Genomic DNA, 14,255 nt, shown 5'->3' on the forward strand with positions numbered 1-14,255 from the left:
GAAGTCCTTTATGCGAACGGGAAGGCGATGACGCCCTTGGCGACCATGCGGACGTAGAAGTCGGCGATCATGACCGAGAACATCGAGGCCCAGGCGAGCTGCTGGTGCTTGGCGTTGAGCTTGGAGACGAACGTCCAGGCCTTGTAGCGCAGCGGGTGACGGGAGAAGTGGTTGAGCCGGCCCGCGGTGATGTGCCTGCAGGAGTGGCACGACAACGTGTACGTGTTGATCAGCACGGCGTTGACGACCAGGATCCAGGTGCCGAGGCCCTGCGGCTTGTGCACCAGCGCCAGGACGGCGTCGTAGGCCAGGACGAGGCCGATCACGATGGCCGCGTAGAAGAAGTACCGGTGGATGTTCTGCAGGATCAGCGGGAACCGGGTCTCACCGGTGTACTTGCCGTGCGGCTCCTGGACGGCGCACGCGGCCGGCGACAGCCAGAACGACCGGTAGTACGACTTGCGGTAGTAGTAACACGTGAGCCGGAACCCGCCCGGCAGGCCGAGGATGAGCAGCCCCGGCGGCAGGGTGAACCAGTCGCCGATCGGCGCCCACCCGAACAGCCGCGCGCCCTCGGGGCACGCCGTGGTCAGACAGGGCGAGGCGAACGGGGCGATGTACGGATCGACGAAGTAACTGCCGTCGATGATCGCCCACACGCCGTAGACGAGGAACGAGCTGAGCCCGAGGAAGGTCAGCAGCGGGACCAGCCACCACCTGTCGGTGCGCAGCGTGCGCACCCTCACCTGGGCACGTTGCCTTCTGAGCGGGGCTTCGGGCGTCGTCTGGGTCATCGCGGACCTCTCCACCTCCCGCGGACCCTGCACACAGGGGGGTCCGGGTCGTTTCACTGGGCGCGCGTACGGCGGGTGCGGTACCGCTCTGGGCGCGTATTGGTGGGGGATACGTTACGACGACCGCATACGATTTTGTGAGCGGGGTCACTCACTTTTTCGATGACCTACTGTGATTCCTGTCACGTATCCGCGTCAGGGCCGCGGGCCGGGCGCCGGCAGCTTCACGACGGTCACGAAAAAATCATCTATTTGCCGGACAACACGGATAAATTGCTCAAAATCCACCGGCTTCGCGACATAGGCGTTGGCGTGCAGCCGGTAGCTGTGCAGGATGTCCTCCTCCGCCTCCGACGTCGTCAGGATCACCACGGGGATCGTCCGCAGGACGGCGTCGGCCTTGACCTCGCTCAGCACCTCCAGGCCGTTCATCCGGGGCAGGTTGAGGTCGAGCAGGATCAGGTCCGGCCGCGGCGCGCCGGCGTAGGCGCCCTCCCGCCGCAGGTACGCCATCGCCTGCTCGCCGTCGTTGACCACGTTGAGCCGGTTGCGCACCTTGTTGAGGTCGAACGCCTCCCTGGTGAGCAGGACGTCCCCCTGGTCGTCCTCCACGAGCAGCACCTCGATCGGGCGCCAGTCCGTCATGCGTCGCCTCCCGCCGCCGGCAGCGTCCAGCGGAACGTCGTGCCCTGGCCGGCCGGTTCGGGGTCGAGCCACAGCTGCCCGCCGTGGTACTCGACGATCTTCCGGCAGAGCGCCAGGCCGATGCCGGTGCCGGGGTACACGTCGCGGGGGTGGAGCCGCTGGAAGATCAGGAAGATGCGGTCGGCGTACTTGGGGTCGACGCCGATGCCGTTGTCGGAGCAGGTGAACTCCCACATGTCGCCCTTCCGCTCGGCCGTCAGGCGCACGCGCGGCGGGGCCTCGGAGCGGAACTTGACCGCGTTCTCGACGAGGTTCTGGAAGAGCTGGGTGAGCTGCATCCGGTTGCCCTCGACCACGGGCAGGCTCTCCCGGGTGACGGTGGCGCCGGTGTCCTCGATCGTGGCCGACAGGTTCTCCAGGGCCCGGTCCAGGGCCGCGCCCGAGTCGGTGGGCACCCGCTCGCCGCTCACCCGGCCCACCCGGGAGAAGTCGAGCAGGTCGTTGATCAGGAGCTGCATGCGCTTGGCGCCGTCGACCGCGTAGTGGATGTACTGGCGGGCGCGGTCGTCGAGCTGCGGGCCGTACCGCTGCTCCAGCATCTGGGTGAAGCTGGCGACCTTGCGCAGCGGCTCCTGCAGGTCGTGGCTGGCGACGTAGGCGAACTGCTCCAGCTCGCCGTTGGACCTGCGCAGCTCGTCGGCCTGGTCGGCGGCCCCGCGCCAGGCCGAGACGATGCGGCGGCGCATGGAGTCGACGTGGCTGGACAGCTCGCTCAGCTCGGCCGGCCGGTCGACGCCGAGCCGGTGGTCGAAGTCGCCGGCGGCGACCGTGCGGACCTGCTCGGTGAGCTGGTCGATGGGCTTGAGTACGGCGTACCTGATCACGAACGCCAGGCCCGCCCCGCCCGCCAGCAGCACCCCGAACAGCACGATCAGCGCCACGTTGAGCCGGTCGAGCTGGGCGGCCAGCTCGGGACTCGGCCGCAGGGCCCGCGCGTGCGCGATCATCGACATGGTGACCACCACGCCGGTCGCGAACGCGAACGCCCCCAGCACGCCGATGGCCAGGAACCAGCGGGCCGCCGGCAGCCGGCCGAGCCCGGTCGGCAGCTTCGGCGGCGGCAGCGGATGGATGCTCATGCCTTCCTCCTCGACACCACGACCACCGCGAGATCGTCGCTGAGCGTGCCGGCGTGCCTGATCAGCCGGTCGAGGTCGATCACGCCGTGCTCGCGCACCAGCCCGATCAGGCCCTCGACGCCGAGCAGCTGCCTCCGCCCGCCGACGGCCGCCTCGATCAGGCCGTCGGTGTAGAGCATGATCGACCACTCCTCGCCCAGGGGCACGTCGATGACCGTCCACTCGGCGTCGGGGAAGATGCCGAGCGGCGGCCCCGAGGGCGTGCCGTCCACCACCGCGGGCACGCCGTCGCGGATCAGCACCGGCGGCGGGTGCCCGACCACGCGCATCCGGGCGTGCCCCAGGTCGGGCGTGAAGGTGGCCATGCAGAGCGTGGTGAAGATCTCTGGCGCCTTGCGCTCGGCGCGCAGGAGGGCGTCCATCGTGCGCAGCAGGGTGTCGTCGGTCTGCCCGGCCAGCACCAGCGTGCGCCAGGCGATGCGCAGCGCCACGCCGAGCGCGGCCTCGTCCGGCCCGTGGCCGCAGACGTCGCCCACCACGACGTGCACCGCGCCGTCGGGGGTCTGGACCATGTCGAGGAAGTCGCCGCCCAGCAGGGTTCCCTGGTTGCCCGGCAGGTAGCGGATCTGGTGCGTGATCGCCTCGGTGCGCAGCAGGGGCACGGGCAGCAGGCCGCTCTCCAGGCGGGCGTTCTCCTTGGCGGTCAGCTCGGCCTCGAACAGCCTGAGCTGGGCCAGGTCGGCGCGCTTGCGCTCCATGGCGTACCTGATCGACCGGGCCAGCAGGCGGGCGTCGATGTCCTGCTTGACCAGGTAGTCCTGGGCGCCCGCCTGCACGGCGGTCACGCCGACGTGCACGTCCCTGAGGCCGGTGAGGACCAGCACGGCCGCGTGCGGCGCCAGCGCCAGCACCTCCTCCAGCGCCTCCAGCCTGCTGGCGTCGGGCAGGGTGAGGTCGACGAGGACGCACTGGATCGTCGGGTCGAGCTTGGCCTTGGCCTCCTGGAGGCTGCGCGCCCAGAAGATCGTCGGTGGCCTCTCGGCCTGGTTGAGCAGTTCTTCGACGAGGAAGGCGTCGCCGTCGTCGTCCTCGATGAGGAGCAGTGTCAGCGGCTCGTTGAGGTTTGCCGTCACACACGCCTTCCCGGGGGAGTCGGGCTGTTGCTGCTCATTCTGCGATGAGTTCGACCCCTTGCGGAAGCGTGCCCTCCTGGCCGGCCTCGACCACGAAGGCGAGCAGGGTCTCCCGGAACGCCTGCGCGGCCCTGGTGGGTTCGACGTCCTTGCGGTGGGCCAGGGCGATCGTCCGGCTCAGGCCGGGCGGGGCCAGCGGCGTGCCGGACAGGCCGGGCCGCCCGTCGAGCACCATCGACGGCACCACGGCCACGCCGAGCCCCGCCTCCACGAACCGCAGCACGGCGTCCATCTCGCCGCCCTGCACCGAGAACCTGGGCTCGAACCCGGCCTGGCGGCAGGCGGCGAGGGTGGCCTCGCGCAGGTCGTAACCGCGCCGGAACATCACCATCTGCCGGCCGCGCAGGTCCTCGATCCGCAGGTACGGCCCCCGCGCCCGCTCGTGCGAGGGCGCGACCACGACCAGGTTCTCCCGCAGGATCTCCTCGGTGACCAGGGAGGGGTCGTCGCTCTGCAGCGGCATGATGATCAGCGACAGGTCGAGCTGCCCCCTGGCCAGCGCCCTGACCAGGTCACGCGAGCCGCCCTCCTCCACCAGCAGCTCCACCCCCGGGTACGCCCGATGGAAGCGCGCCAGCGCGTCGGCCAGCAGGCCCGCGCACAACGACGGCGTGGCCCCCAGCCGCACCCGGCCCCGGCGCAGGCCGGCCAGCTCGGCCACCTCCTGCCGGGCGGTGTCGGCGTCGGCCAGCATGCGGCGGGCCAGCGGCAGCAGCGCCTCGCCGGCGGCCGTCAGCGTGACGTTGCCGCGCGCGCGGGAGAACAGCGGGGCGCCCAGGTCGTTCTCCAGGGCCTTGATCTGCTTGCTGAGCGAGGGCTGGGCGACCCGCATGCGCTCGGCCGCCTGGGTGAAGTGCCTCGTCTCCGCGACCGCGACGAAGTAGGCGAGCTGCTGCAACTGCATGTGATTTTCCTCGCACCGGCCGAGCATTTTTCCTTATGCCGACCGTATAAACCAAGCATCATAGCCGGAAGCTATGGAAACCAGATCCGCGATGACTTGGACGGATCATTGCTGGATACCTAGCGTTCAAACGTGACTGCCACGATAGAGCGCGGCGCCGCCACCGCGCCTGTTAACGCCCCCAAGGGTGCCTCGCCCGCACCGACGTCCAAGAAGCCGAGCCGGTTCCTGAGCTCGTCGAACGGCAAGAAAGTCGTCATGGCCGTCACGGGCGCCGTGATGGTGTCCTTCCTCGTCCTGCACATGCTGGGCAACCTCAAGATCTTCCTCGGCAAGGACTCGTTCAACGAGTACGCCGTCGCCCTGCGCACGCTCCTCGAGCCCATCGCGCCGTACCGGACGGTGCTGACGATCCTGGAGATCGGGCTCGTCGTCTCGGTCGTGCTGCACATGTGGGCCGCGATCTCGCTGGCGCGCAAGGCGGCCAAGGCCCGGCCGGTCAAGTACGTGGCCAAGAAGTCGCAGGCCAACGGCTACGCCACGCACATCATGCGGTTCGGCGGCCTGACGATCCTGCTGTTCGTGATCTGGCACCTGCTCGACCTGACCTTCGGCGTCGTCAACCCCAAGGGCTTCGACTCCGAGCCCGCCGAGCGCATGGTCGCCGGCTTCGACCCGTCCCGCTGGTGGGTGACCCTCATCTACCTCGTGGCCGTCGTCATGGTCGGCCTGCACCTGCGGCACGGCATCTGGAGCGCCTTCCAGACGCTGGGCTGGGCCAACCGCAGCCGCTACCGCGGCCTGCGCCTGACGGCCGCCCTCGTCTCGGCGGTCCTGGTCGTCGGCTTCCTGGCCCCGCCCCTCGCCATCACGTTCGGAGTTGTGAAGTGAAGTACACCGAAGGCTCGGAGATCCGGGACACCAAGGCGCCCGCCGGTCCCATCGAGGAGCGGTGGGAGAAGCGGAAGTTCAGCGCCAAGCTGGTCAACCCGGCCAACAAGCGCAAGCTCCACGTGATCGTCGTCGGCACCGGGCTGGCGGGCGGCTCGGCCGCGGCGACCCTGGGCGAGCTGGGCTACAACGTCAAGTCGTTCTGCTACCAGGACACGCCCCGGCGCGCCCACTCCATCGCCGCCCAGGGCGGCATCAACGCCGCCAAGAACTACCGCGGCGACGGCGACTCGATCTACCGGCTGTTCTACGACACCGTCAAGGGCGGCGACTTCCGCGCCCGCGAGTCGAACGTCTACCGCCTGGCCCAGGTGTCGGTGAACATCATCGACCAGGCCGTGGCCCAGGGCGTGCCGTTCGCCCGCGAGTACGGCGGCCTGCTGGACACCCGCTCGTTCGGCGGCGCCCAGGTCTCCCGCACGTTCTACGCCCGCGGCCAGACGGGCCAGCAGCTTCTGCTGGGCGCCTACCAGGCGCTGGAGCGGCAGATCGCGGCCGGGACCGTGGAGATGCACACCCGCCACGAGATGCTCGACCTGATCGTCTCCGACGGCCGGGCGCGCGGCGTCATCGTGCGCGACATGGTGACCGGCGAGATCGAGCGGCACCTGGCCGACGCCGTGGTGCTGGCCACCGGCGGTTACGGCAACGTGTTCTTCCTGTCCACGAACGCCAAGGGCTGCAACACGACGGCCATCTGGCGGGCGCACGAGCGCGGGGCGTACTTCGCGAACCCGTGCTACACGCAGATCCACCCGACCTGCATCCCGGTCTCCGGCGAGTACCAGTCGAAGCTGACGCTGATGTCGGAGTCGCTGCGCAACGACGGCCGCGTGTGGGTGCCGCTGCGCAAGGGCGACGACCGGGCCCCCGGCGACATCCCGGAGGAGGAGCGCGACTACTACCTGGAGCGCATCTACCCGGCCTTCGGCAACCTCGTCCCGCGTGACATCGCCTCCCGCGCCGCCAAGAACGTCTGCGACGAGGGCCGCGGCGTGGGCCCCGGCGGGCTCGGCGTCTACCTCGACTTCCGCGACGCCATCGGCCGGCTCGGCCGCGACGCCGTGGAGAAGAAGTACGGCAACCTCTTCGAGATGTACGAGCGCATCACCGGCGAGAACCCGTACGACGTGCCGATGCGCATCTACCCCGCCGTCCACTACACGATGGGCGGCCTGTGGGTGGACTACGACCTGCAGTCCACGATCCCCGGCCTGTTCGTGATCGGCGAGGCCAACTTCTCCGACCACGGCGCGAACCGGCTCGGCGCCTCGGCGCTGATGCAGGGCCTGGCCGACGGATACTTCGTGCTGCCCACCACGATCGGCGACTACCTGGCCAACGGCCCGTACGGCGAGGTGGACGAGGAGGCCGTGGCCGAGGCGGAGATCAAGGTCCGGACCAGGATCGACCGCCTGATGTCGGTGAACGGCACCCGCACCCCCGACTCCTTCCACCGCGAGCTGGGCAAGCTCATGTGGGACTACTGCGGCATGGAGCGCACCGAGGAGTCGCTGCGCAAGGCCCTGGAGCGCATCCCCGAGCTGCGCGAGGAGTTCTGGAAGAACGTCAAGGTGTCCGGCACCGCCGAGGAGCTGAACCAGGTCCTGGAGAAGGCCGGCCGCGTCGCCGACTTCTTCGACCTGGCCGAGCTCATGTGCCTGGACGCCCTCGTCCGCACCGAGTCCTGCGGCGGCCACTTCCGCGCCGAGTCGCAGGACCCCGACGGCGAGGCCCTGCGCGACGACGAGCACTTCGCGCACGTCTCGGCCTGGGAGCGCACGCCCTCCGGCGAGACGGTGCTGCACAAGGAACCGCTCGAGTACGAGTACGTCAAGATGACCCAGCGGAGCTACAAGTGAACCTGACCCTCAAGGTCTGGCGTCAGAGCGCCCCCTCGGACGCCGGGCGCATGGTGACGTACCGGGTGGAGGACGTGTCCCCGGACATGTCGTTCCTGGAGATGCTGGACGTGCTGAACGAACGGCTGATCCTGGAGGGCGACGACCCGATCGCCTTCGACCACGACTGCCGCGAGGGCATCTGCGGCATGTGCGGCATGGTCATCAACGGCGTGGCGCACGGCGAGCAGCGCGCCACGACGACCTGCCAGCTGCACATGCGCCACTTCGAGGACGGCGCCGAGATCACCATCGAGCCGTGGCGCGCCGCGCCGTTCCCGGTGGTCAAGGACCTGGTCGTGGACCGCAGCGCGTTCGACCGCATCATCCAGGCGGGCGGCTTCGTCTCGGTCCCGGCCGGCTCGGCCCCGGACGCGCACAGCGTCCCGGTGCGCAAGGAGGACGCCGACGCCGCGTTCGACGCCGCGACCTGCATCGGCTGCGGCGCCTGCGTGGCCGCCTGCCCGAACGGCTCGGCCTCCCTGTTCACCGCCGCCAAGATCACCCACCTCAGCCTGCTGCCGCAGGGCCAGCCCGAGCGCCTGAGCCGCGCGAAGGCCATGGTGGACCAGATGGACGCCGAGGGCTTCGGCGGCTGCACGAACACCGGCGAGTGCACGGCGGTGTGCCCCAAGGGCATCCCGCTGGACACGATCGCCCAGATGAACAGCGACTACCTCAAGGCCAACGCCAAGTAGCGCCTGTCGCGGAGCCCCGTCCCGGAACGCCACCCGGGGCGGGGCTTTTCGCGTTCCGCGGAGGACGAGCTGTAACAACGCGGAGGACGAGCTGTAACAACAGGGGCGTTCGCCCCACTTCCCGGTGTCAGAAGAACGCATCAGGGACGAAGGGGCTGCGCGGTGACGGATGATTCCCACCGTTTCACCGGCATGTACGACGAATGCCGACAACGGGTGTGGGCCTACGCGGTCAGTCGTGCGGGCCGGCAGGTGGCCGACGAGGTGGTGAGCGAGACGTTCGCCATCGCGTGGCGGCGGCTGGACGACGTGCCGGAGCCGCCGCTGCCGTGGCTGCTCGGCGTGGCGCGCAACCTCCTGCGCGACGACGCCCGCTCACAGGCGCGCAGGGACGCGCTGGCCGCCGAGCTGAGCTCGTGGACCGAGGACGGCCGCCCGGACGTGGCCGAGCAGGTGACCGAGCGCATGGGCGTGCTGCGGGCGCTGGCCGAGCTGCACGAGGACGACCGGGAGGTGCTCATGCTGGTCGCCTGGCACGGGCTGTCGCCCAAGGAGGGCGCCCGGGTCGTCGGCTGCTCGTCGGCGGCCTTCCGCGTCCGGCTGCACCGGGCCCGCAAGCGGCTCGCGCGAGCCATGGAGTCCGCCGAACCGTCCCGCCCCTACGTGCGCAACCTCAGCGAGGAGTGGTCATGAACCCGATGGACGAACTCCGGGCCGCGCGGCCCGCGCACCTCGGCGACCGGCCGGTGGACGAGCGCACCAGGGCCGCCGAGCTCGCGCACGCCATGTCCGGGCCGCGCGGGTCCCGGCGCCGGCGCCCGGCCGTACGGCCGGTGTGGGGGCTCGCGGCCCTCGCGGCGGGGGCCACCGCGGTGGCCGTCGTGGTGGCGGGGAACGCGGCTCCGGCGCCCCGGAAGCAGGCTCCGCAGGCCGGGCAGAGCGCGTCGGCGACGCCGCGCAAGGTCACGCTGTCGGCCAGGGAGGTGCTGCTGGCCGCCGCGGAGAAGGCCGACCGGCAGCCCGACCGTACCGGCGACTGGTGGTACACCGTGACGGTGAGCAGGTACGCCTACCCCGCCGTCAAGGGCGGGTACCTGATGGTGGACCGGCAGCGCAACGAGGAGTGGACGCCGCGCGCGACCGGCGGCGAGCAGTGGAGCCGCACCCGTCGGCTCGGCGCGCTGCCCGCGAGCGAGGCCGACCGGCTGGCCTGGGAGCAGGCGGGCTCGCCCGCCGGGGTCGAGGTGGTCGTGCCGGTGAAGAAGGTGACCCCGCTGACCCTGCGGACCACCCCGGACAAGGCCACGACCTCGCACAGCCCCCTGCTCGACGGCGACAAGGTGTTCTGGCTCGGCCGCAACGTCACGATGAAGGACCTGCGCGGCCTGCCGGACGAGCCGGCGAAGCTGAAGAAGTGGCTGCTCGACTCCTACGACGGGCATTCGACCGAGTCGTCCAGCGTGGAGATGGCTGCCGACACCTGGCTGTTCACGGTCAGCGTGGGGCTGATCGTCTCCATGCCGGTGACACCGCAGGTGCGCGGCGCCGCCTTCCGCATGCTGGCCGGGCTCGACTCCGTCAAGGTCATCGAGAACGTCACCGACGCCGAGGGGCGTACCGGCACGGCCGCGGCCATCCGGCAGAGCGACGAGCGCACCGGCTTGCGGGAGAGCCGCCTGATCTTCGACGAGGCCACCGGGCGGGCGCTGGGCACCGAGAGCGTCCTGATCGAGCCGGGCGGCCTGCGGAAGGGCCTTGAGCCGGGCACGGTGTCGAGCTCCGAGGCCGTCCTGGAAGCCGGCTGGACGGACGCCGGCCCCAAGCGCTGAGCCCTGCGGCGGCCCCGCGTCGTCACTCGCGCAGCAGGTGCAGGCGGAAGCGGGTCCCGGCCGGCTCCGAGCGCACCTGGAGCAGGTCGCAGAGCTGGCGCACCACCCACAGGCCGTGCCCGCGCAGGGCGGTCGGGGCGGGCGGCAGGTAGCCGGGCAGGACGGCCGTCAGCTTGCCCGGGTCGGTCACGTCGCACACGACGGCGTTCCCGTCGGTCCAGATCGCGAGGTCGCCGTGCCCGCCGCCGTGCTCGACGGCGTTGGCGGCGACCTCGTTGACGGTCAGCAGCAGGCGGTCGGTCAGGGCGCGGGACAGGCCGAGCCGTTCGGCGGTCGCCCGCACGTGCCGGCGCACGCGGTGCAGGTCGCCGTCGAAGCGCAGCCCGGTGGCCCCGGGCGGCGGAGGCGGCAGCGGGTCGTGGTCGGAGGCGAAGCTGAAGGACTCGGGCTCGACGTAATCGGTGCTGGCACGGGGGCCGTCACCGGTCAGCAGCCCCGGATGGGTCCGGCGGGCGCCGCCGACGACCCGGTCCGGCACCGCGCGCGTGTCGAAGGCGCAGACCATCCAGGCCGCGCGGGCGGCGAAGGCGGCGTTGACCACCGACTCGTACCGGGTCCACTCGGCCTCCTCGGCCGGGGTGCGGCCGTGCCAGACGGGCTCGCCGATCACCCTGGCCCGGGGATGGGCGTCGAGGTAGCGGCCGTAGGCGGCCAGGGTGCGGCCGGGGGCGTCGTACCAGCCGCCGGCCTCGGCGAACTCGACGTCGCCCGCGTCGCCGCCGAGGGCCCGCGTGAGCAGGTCGAGGGTGGCGGCCGTGGTCACCACGAGCACCCTGTCGCGCGCGGCCAGCCCGTCGCGGCAGAAGGGCACGGCCGCGGCCAGGAAGCCGGCGTCGCTGGAGTAGACGAGCGCCTGGTGGACCAGCGGCTGCTCGTCCGGCTGGTCGGCGACGGCGATCATGTGCGCCCCGTTTTCTCCGCGACGGCGAGCTGGCGCCCGGCCACGATCGGTTGGAGGGGTCGGGCCGTTCTCAACGGTATATCTCCCGGGTGCGCGCATACAGGGTGTATGTCGGCACACCACGGTCACCATAGCCAATGAAGCGCGGACCCGGCCCGGCCTTGCCAAGATCTCCGGTCGCGGTGGCCGTGCTAATTCGGTTGCAGGGGGTATGTCGTGTCTGGCCAGATAGATCATGTTCTTGCAGGCGGACGGGAGGAGGCGACATGGCGTACAACGAGGTGAGCGGGACCAGGCATCCGCTGCGGATGTGGGCGGAGCCGGAGACGGTCGACCCGCAGGCGATGCAGCAGCTGCGGAACGTGGCCAACCTGCCCTGGGTCCATGGCGTCGCCGTCATGCCCGACGTGCACCACGGCAAGGGGGCGACGGTCGGGTCGGTCATCGCGATGAAGGACGCGGTGTCGCCGGCGGCCGTCGGGGTGGACATCGGCTGCGGGATGACCGCCGTCAAGACGTCGTACAAGGCCTCGCAGCTTCCCGACAACCTGGCCTACCTGCGGGGGAAGCTGGAGCAGGCGGTCCCCGTCGGCTTCCAGCACCACAAGCGGCCCGTCGATCCCGCCAAGGTGCACGGGATGCGGACGGCCGGGTGGGCGGAGTTCTGGCGCGAGTTCGACGACCTGGCCCCGGCCGTCCACGGCCGCCGCGAGCGGGCCGAGGCGCAGATGGGCACGCTGGGCGGCGGCAACCACTTCCTGGAGGTGTGCGCCGACGACGAGGGCTGGGTGTGGGTGGTCCTGCACTCGGGGTCGCGCAACATCGGCAAGGAGCTGGCCGAGCACCACATCGGGGTGGCCCGCGGCCTGTCACACAACCAGGGCCTGGTGGACCGGGACCTGGCGGTGTTCCTCGGCCACACCCCGGAGATGGACGCCTACCGCCGCGACCTGTACTGGGCCCAGGACTACGCGCGCCGCAACCGGGCGCTGATGATGGGCCTGGTCTGCGACGTCCTGCGCCGCCACCTGCCGGGCATCGGCTTCGACCAGCCCATCTCCTGCCACCACAACTACGTGGCCGAGGAGCGCTACGACGGGGTGGACGTGCTCGTCACCCGTAAGGGGGCGATCCGGGCGGGCAGCGGGGACCTGGGGATCATCCCGGGCTCGATGGCCACCGGCACGTACATCGTGAAGGGGCTGGGGAACCCGCGGGCGTTCAACTCGGCCTCGCACGGGGCCGGGCGGAAGATGAGCAGGACCAAGGCCAAGAAGACGTTCACGGTCAAGGACCTGGAGGAGCAGACGTTCGGGGTCGAGTGCCGCAAGGATCCCGGGGTGATCGACGAGATCCCGGGGGCGTACAAGGACCTGGAGTCGGTGATGGCCGCGCAGCGGGACCTGGTGGAGGTCGTGGCGCACCTGCGGCAGCTCATCTCCATCAAGGGCTGAGGCCCGCACGGCCCCGGGACGGGCCGTGCGGGGCGCGGTCACGCGGGACGGCTCAGGGGTGCGGGGCCGTCCCGGCGCGCTCGGCGGCGCTGCGCAGGACGCAGAACTCGTTGCCCTCGGGGTCGGCGAGCACCGCCCAGCCCGTGCCGTCCGGCTCGCGCAGGTCGGCGATCAGCGTGGCGCCCCGGCGCACCAGGCGCTCGACCTCCTCGTCGCGCGTGGAGCCGGGACGCAGGCACAGGTGCAGCCGGTTCTTGGCCGCCTTCGGCTCCGGCACCTTGTTGAAGTGCAGGATCGGGCCCTCCTTCAGCATCACCCGCACCTCCTCGTCGCCCGGGCGGTCCTCCGGGTGGACGGGACAGCCGGTCACCTCGCTCCAGAACCGGGCGAGCTCGTACGGATCCGCGCAGTCGATCGCGACATTCTGCAATACCGACACCATGGCTGGGATCCTGCCCCAAAGCAGCCCGCATGTCGCCGGAGACCCGCCCGCACCGGGGTGACCGTCCTCCGGCCGGGCCGGAAGGCCGTGGATTACGGGGGAACCGAAATCGCATTTGTGTGTTGTTCGCCTGCCGTTCGCCTTCTTGATCACTCGCTGCGCGAAGCTGACGGACGTTCAGGAGCGACAGTAAGGATGAACATGCGCACGATCACCAAGACGCTCTTCGCCGCGGGCGTGCTCGCCTGCGGTCTGGCCGGCGCCCTGCCCGCACAGGCCGCCGTCGCCGCCGTGGACCCGGCCGGCGTGTGCGGGTCCGGGTTCCGCGTCATCGACTCGCACCCGTTCAAGTCCGGCAGCACGGCGCTGGGCACGATCTACCTGTCCTACAACTCCGGCACCGGCAAGAACTGCGTGGTGACGGTCAACAAGACGCCGTACACGCGGTGGATGCGGGCGACGCTGAGCGTGCAGGGCGGCGCGACCAAGACCGACGCCGGTGAGTTCAAGTCGTACGCGGGACCGGTGATCCTGTCGGCCGTGAACACCTGCGTCAAGTGGGGCGGCGCCTGGGACGAGTCGCCGTACGTGTGGACCAGCGGCTGGAGCCACTGCGGCTGATCCCGGTCGAGGACGTCCGAGCCTCGCCTCCCGGGGCTCGGGCATCGCGCGACGCGTCAGGCGCTCCAGGCGGCGGTGAGGTCGAGGCGTTCGCGCCACAACTTCTCGCCGCCCCCGCCCGGCTCCCACCGGCCGCAGAACTCCAGCAGGTCGCGGCAGCGCGCCACCATCGACGCCTGCCGCTCGGCCCAGGACGGCACCGGCCCGCCGTAGGCGTCGAAGAAGCGCGGCAGCAGGGCCACGTGCTCGGGGTGGTGGCTGCGGACGATCCACTCGCACCAGGCGAGGTCCTCCACCGGCCGGCCCGGATGGGCCCACTCCCAGTCGAGGATCGCGGTGGTCTCGAACGTGGCGGGGTCGAACAGCAGGTTCTGGGGACCGTAGTCGCCGTGCACGATGCCGAGGCGGTGGATGCGGGCCAGGACCCGGCCGCACTCGGCCAGCACCTCGGCGGCGCGGCCCTCGTCCAGCAGGTCCTGGCCGTGGGCGCCGGCCACGAAGCGGGTGGTCAGGCTCGTGGCGGTGATCTGGTGCACGCGCGGCACCGGCAGCCGGCCGCGCAGCCGGCGCAGGTACCTGCTCTCCGTGCCCAGCCTGAAGGCGGCCTCCGGGCCCTGGTAACACTTGACGACCAGAGCGCCGTCGCCGACCGTGCTGTTGGTGTACCCGTGCTCCACAGCCAACGATTCTGACGCACCCGCCCCCGTTCCGGGCGGCGCGGCG

General features: G+C 71.0%; 15 protein-coding genes. 7 read left to right on the forward strand and 8 right to left on the reverse strand.

Translation table 11 applies throughout. The features are described from left to right. Window positions 1-8: 8 nt before the first annotated feature. The 5 genes from AB0J71_RS15465 to AB0J71_RS15485 all read right to left on the reverse strand — a co-directional run bounded on the left by AB0J71_RS15465 (window position 9) and on the right by AB0J71_RS15485 (window position 4,675). Window positions 9-794: a hypothetical protein gene (locus tag AB0J71_RS15465; protein WP_352324159.1), complete on the reverse strand. Its 786-nt coding sequence runs from the start codon at window positions 792-794 to the stop codon at window positions 9-11. A 195-nt stretch (window positions 795-989) separates the two neighbouring features. Then, a complete protein-coding gene (locus AB0J71_RS15470; protein WP_352324158.1) occupies window positions 990-1,439 on the reverse strand; it encodes a response regulator in 450 nt (149 codons plus the stop codon). Continuing rightward, window positions 1,436-2,578 carry an ATP-binding protein gene (locus tag AB0J71_RS15475; RefSeq protein WP_364414601.1) on the reverse strand — a complete coding sequence of 381 codons (1,143 nt, stop codon included), beginning with the start codon at window positions 2,576-2,578 and terminating at the stop codon, window positions 1,436-1,438. Before AB0J71_RS15475 ends, AB0J71_RS15470 begins: the two co-directional genes overlap by 4 nt. Continuing rightward, the gene (locus AB0J71_RS15480; protein ID WP_352324156.1) at window positions 2,575-3,711 is read right to left on the reverse strand and encodes a fused response regulator/phosphatase; all 1,137 of its coding nucleotides are present in this window, start codon (window positions 3,709-3,711) and stop codon (window positions 2,575-2,577) included. Before AB0J71_RS15480 ends, AB0J71_RS15475 begins: the two co-directional genes overlap by 4 nt. Window positions 3,712-3,745: 34 nt before the next feature. Continuing rightward, a complete protein-coding gene (locus AB0J71_RS15485) occupies window positions 3,746-4,675 on the reverse strand; it encodes a LysR substrate-binding domain-containing protein (protein ID WP_352324155.1) in 930 nt (309 codons plus the stop codon). Between the two features lie 132 nt (window positions 4,676-4,807). Between AB0J71_RS15485 and AB0J71_RS15490 the strand changes: the two genes are divergently transcribed. The 5 genes from AB0J71_RS15490 (at window position 4,808) to AB0J71_RS15510 (ending at window position 10,054) form a co-directional block, all read left to right on the forward strand. Further along, window positions 4,808-5,566: a succinate dehydrogenase cytochrome b subunit gene (locus AB0J71_RS15490; RefSeq protein ID WP_352324154.1), complete on the forward strand. Its 759-nt coding sequence runs from the start codon at window positions 4,808-4,810 to the stop codon at window positions 5,564-5,566. Then, the gene (locus AB0J71_RS15495; RefSeq protein ID WP_352324153.1) at window positions 5,563-7,488 is read left to right on the forward strand and encodes a fumarate reductase/succinate dehydrogenase flavoprotein subunit; all 1,926 of its coding nucleotides are present in this window, start codon (window positions 5,563-5,565) and stop codon (window positions 7,486-7,488) included. The genes AB0J71_RS15490 and AB0J71_RS15495 overlap by 4 nt, the downstream gene beginning before the upstream one ends. Beyond that, window positions 7,485-8,225: a succinate dehydrogenase/fumarate reductase iron-sulfur subunit gene (locus tag AB0J71_RS15500; RefSeq protein ID WP_352324152.1), complete on the forward strand. Its 741-nt coding sequence runs from the start codon at window positions 7,485-7,487 to the stop codon at window positions 8,223-8,225. Before AB0J71_RS15495 ends, AB0J71_RS15500 begins: the two co-directional genes overlap by 4 nt. Window positions 8,226-8,387: 162 nt before the next feature. After that, window positions 8,388-8,918 carry an RNA polymerase sigma factor gene (locus AB0J71_RS15505; protein ID WP_352324151.1) on the forward strand — a complete coding sequence of 177 codons (531 nt, stop codon included), beginning with the start codon at window positions 8,388-8,390 and terminating at the stop codon, window positions 8,916-8,918. After that, the gene (locus tag AB0J71_RS15510) at window positions 8,915-10,054 is read left to right on the forward strand and encodes a CU044_5270 family protein (protein ID WP_352324150.1); all 1,140 of its coding nucleotides are present in this window, start codon (window positions 8,915-8,917) and stop codon (window positions 10,052-10,054) included. The genes AB0J71_RS15505 and AB0J71_RS15510 overlap by 4 nt, the downstream gene beginning before the upstream one ends. 22 nt (window positions 10,055-10,076) lie before the next feature. On the opposite strand, the gene AB0J71_RS15515 is transcribed toward AB0J71_RS15510, so the two are convergent. Then, window positions 10,077-11,015, reverse strand: coding sequence for a sensor histidine kinase (locus AB0J71_RS15515; RefSeq protein WP_364414603.1), 939 nt, complete (start codon window positions 11,013-11,015; stop codon window positions 10,077-10,079). Window positions 11,016-11,281: 266 nt separating this feature from the next. Here AB0J71_RS15515 and AB0J71_RS15520 point away from each other — a divergent pair, with 266 nt between their 5' ends. Further along, window positions 11,282-12,469 (forward strand): RtcB family protein, encoded by a 1,188-nt coding sequence (locus tag AB0J71_RS15520; RefSeq protein WP_352324148.1) that lies wholly within the window; start codon window positions 11,282-11,284, stop codon window positions 12,467-12,469. Window positions 12,470-12,521: 52 nt separating this feature from the next. Here the strand turns inward: AB0J71_RS15520 and AB0J71_RS15525 are convergent, their stop codons facing one another. Further along, window positions 12,522-12,911 carry a VOC family protein gene (locus AB0J71_RS15525; protein ID WP_352324147.1) on the reverse strand — a complete coding sequence of 130 codons (390 nt, stop codon included), beginning with the start codon at window positions 12,909-12,911 and terminating at the stop codon, window positions 12,522-12,524. Between the two features lie 201 nt (window positions 12,912-13,112). On the opposite strand from AB0J71_RS15525, the gene AB0J71_RS15530 reads away from it, so the two are divergent. Next, entirely contained in the window at window positions 13,113-13,532 is a 420-nt protein-coding gene (locus AB0J71_RS15530; protein WP_352324146.1) for a spore-associated protein A, read from the forward strand. Window positions 13,533-13,588: 56 nt separating this feature from the next. Here the strand turns inward: AB0J71_RS15530 and AB0J71_RS15535 are convergent, their stop codons facing one another. Beyond that, window positions 13,589-14,209 (reverse strand): phosphotransferase, encoded by a 621-nt coding sequence (locus AB0J71_RS15535; protein WP_352324145.1) that lies wholly within the window; start codon window positions 14,207-14,209, stop codon window positions 13,589-13,591. Window positions 14,210-14,255: the final 46 nt, after the last annotated feature.

This window comes from Nonomuraea sp. NPDC049637, assembly GCF_040675235.1.
In the GTDB taxonomy this organism is placed as follows: Bacteria; Actinomycetota; Actinomycetes; order Streptosporangiales; family Streptosporangiaceae; genus Nonomuraea.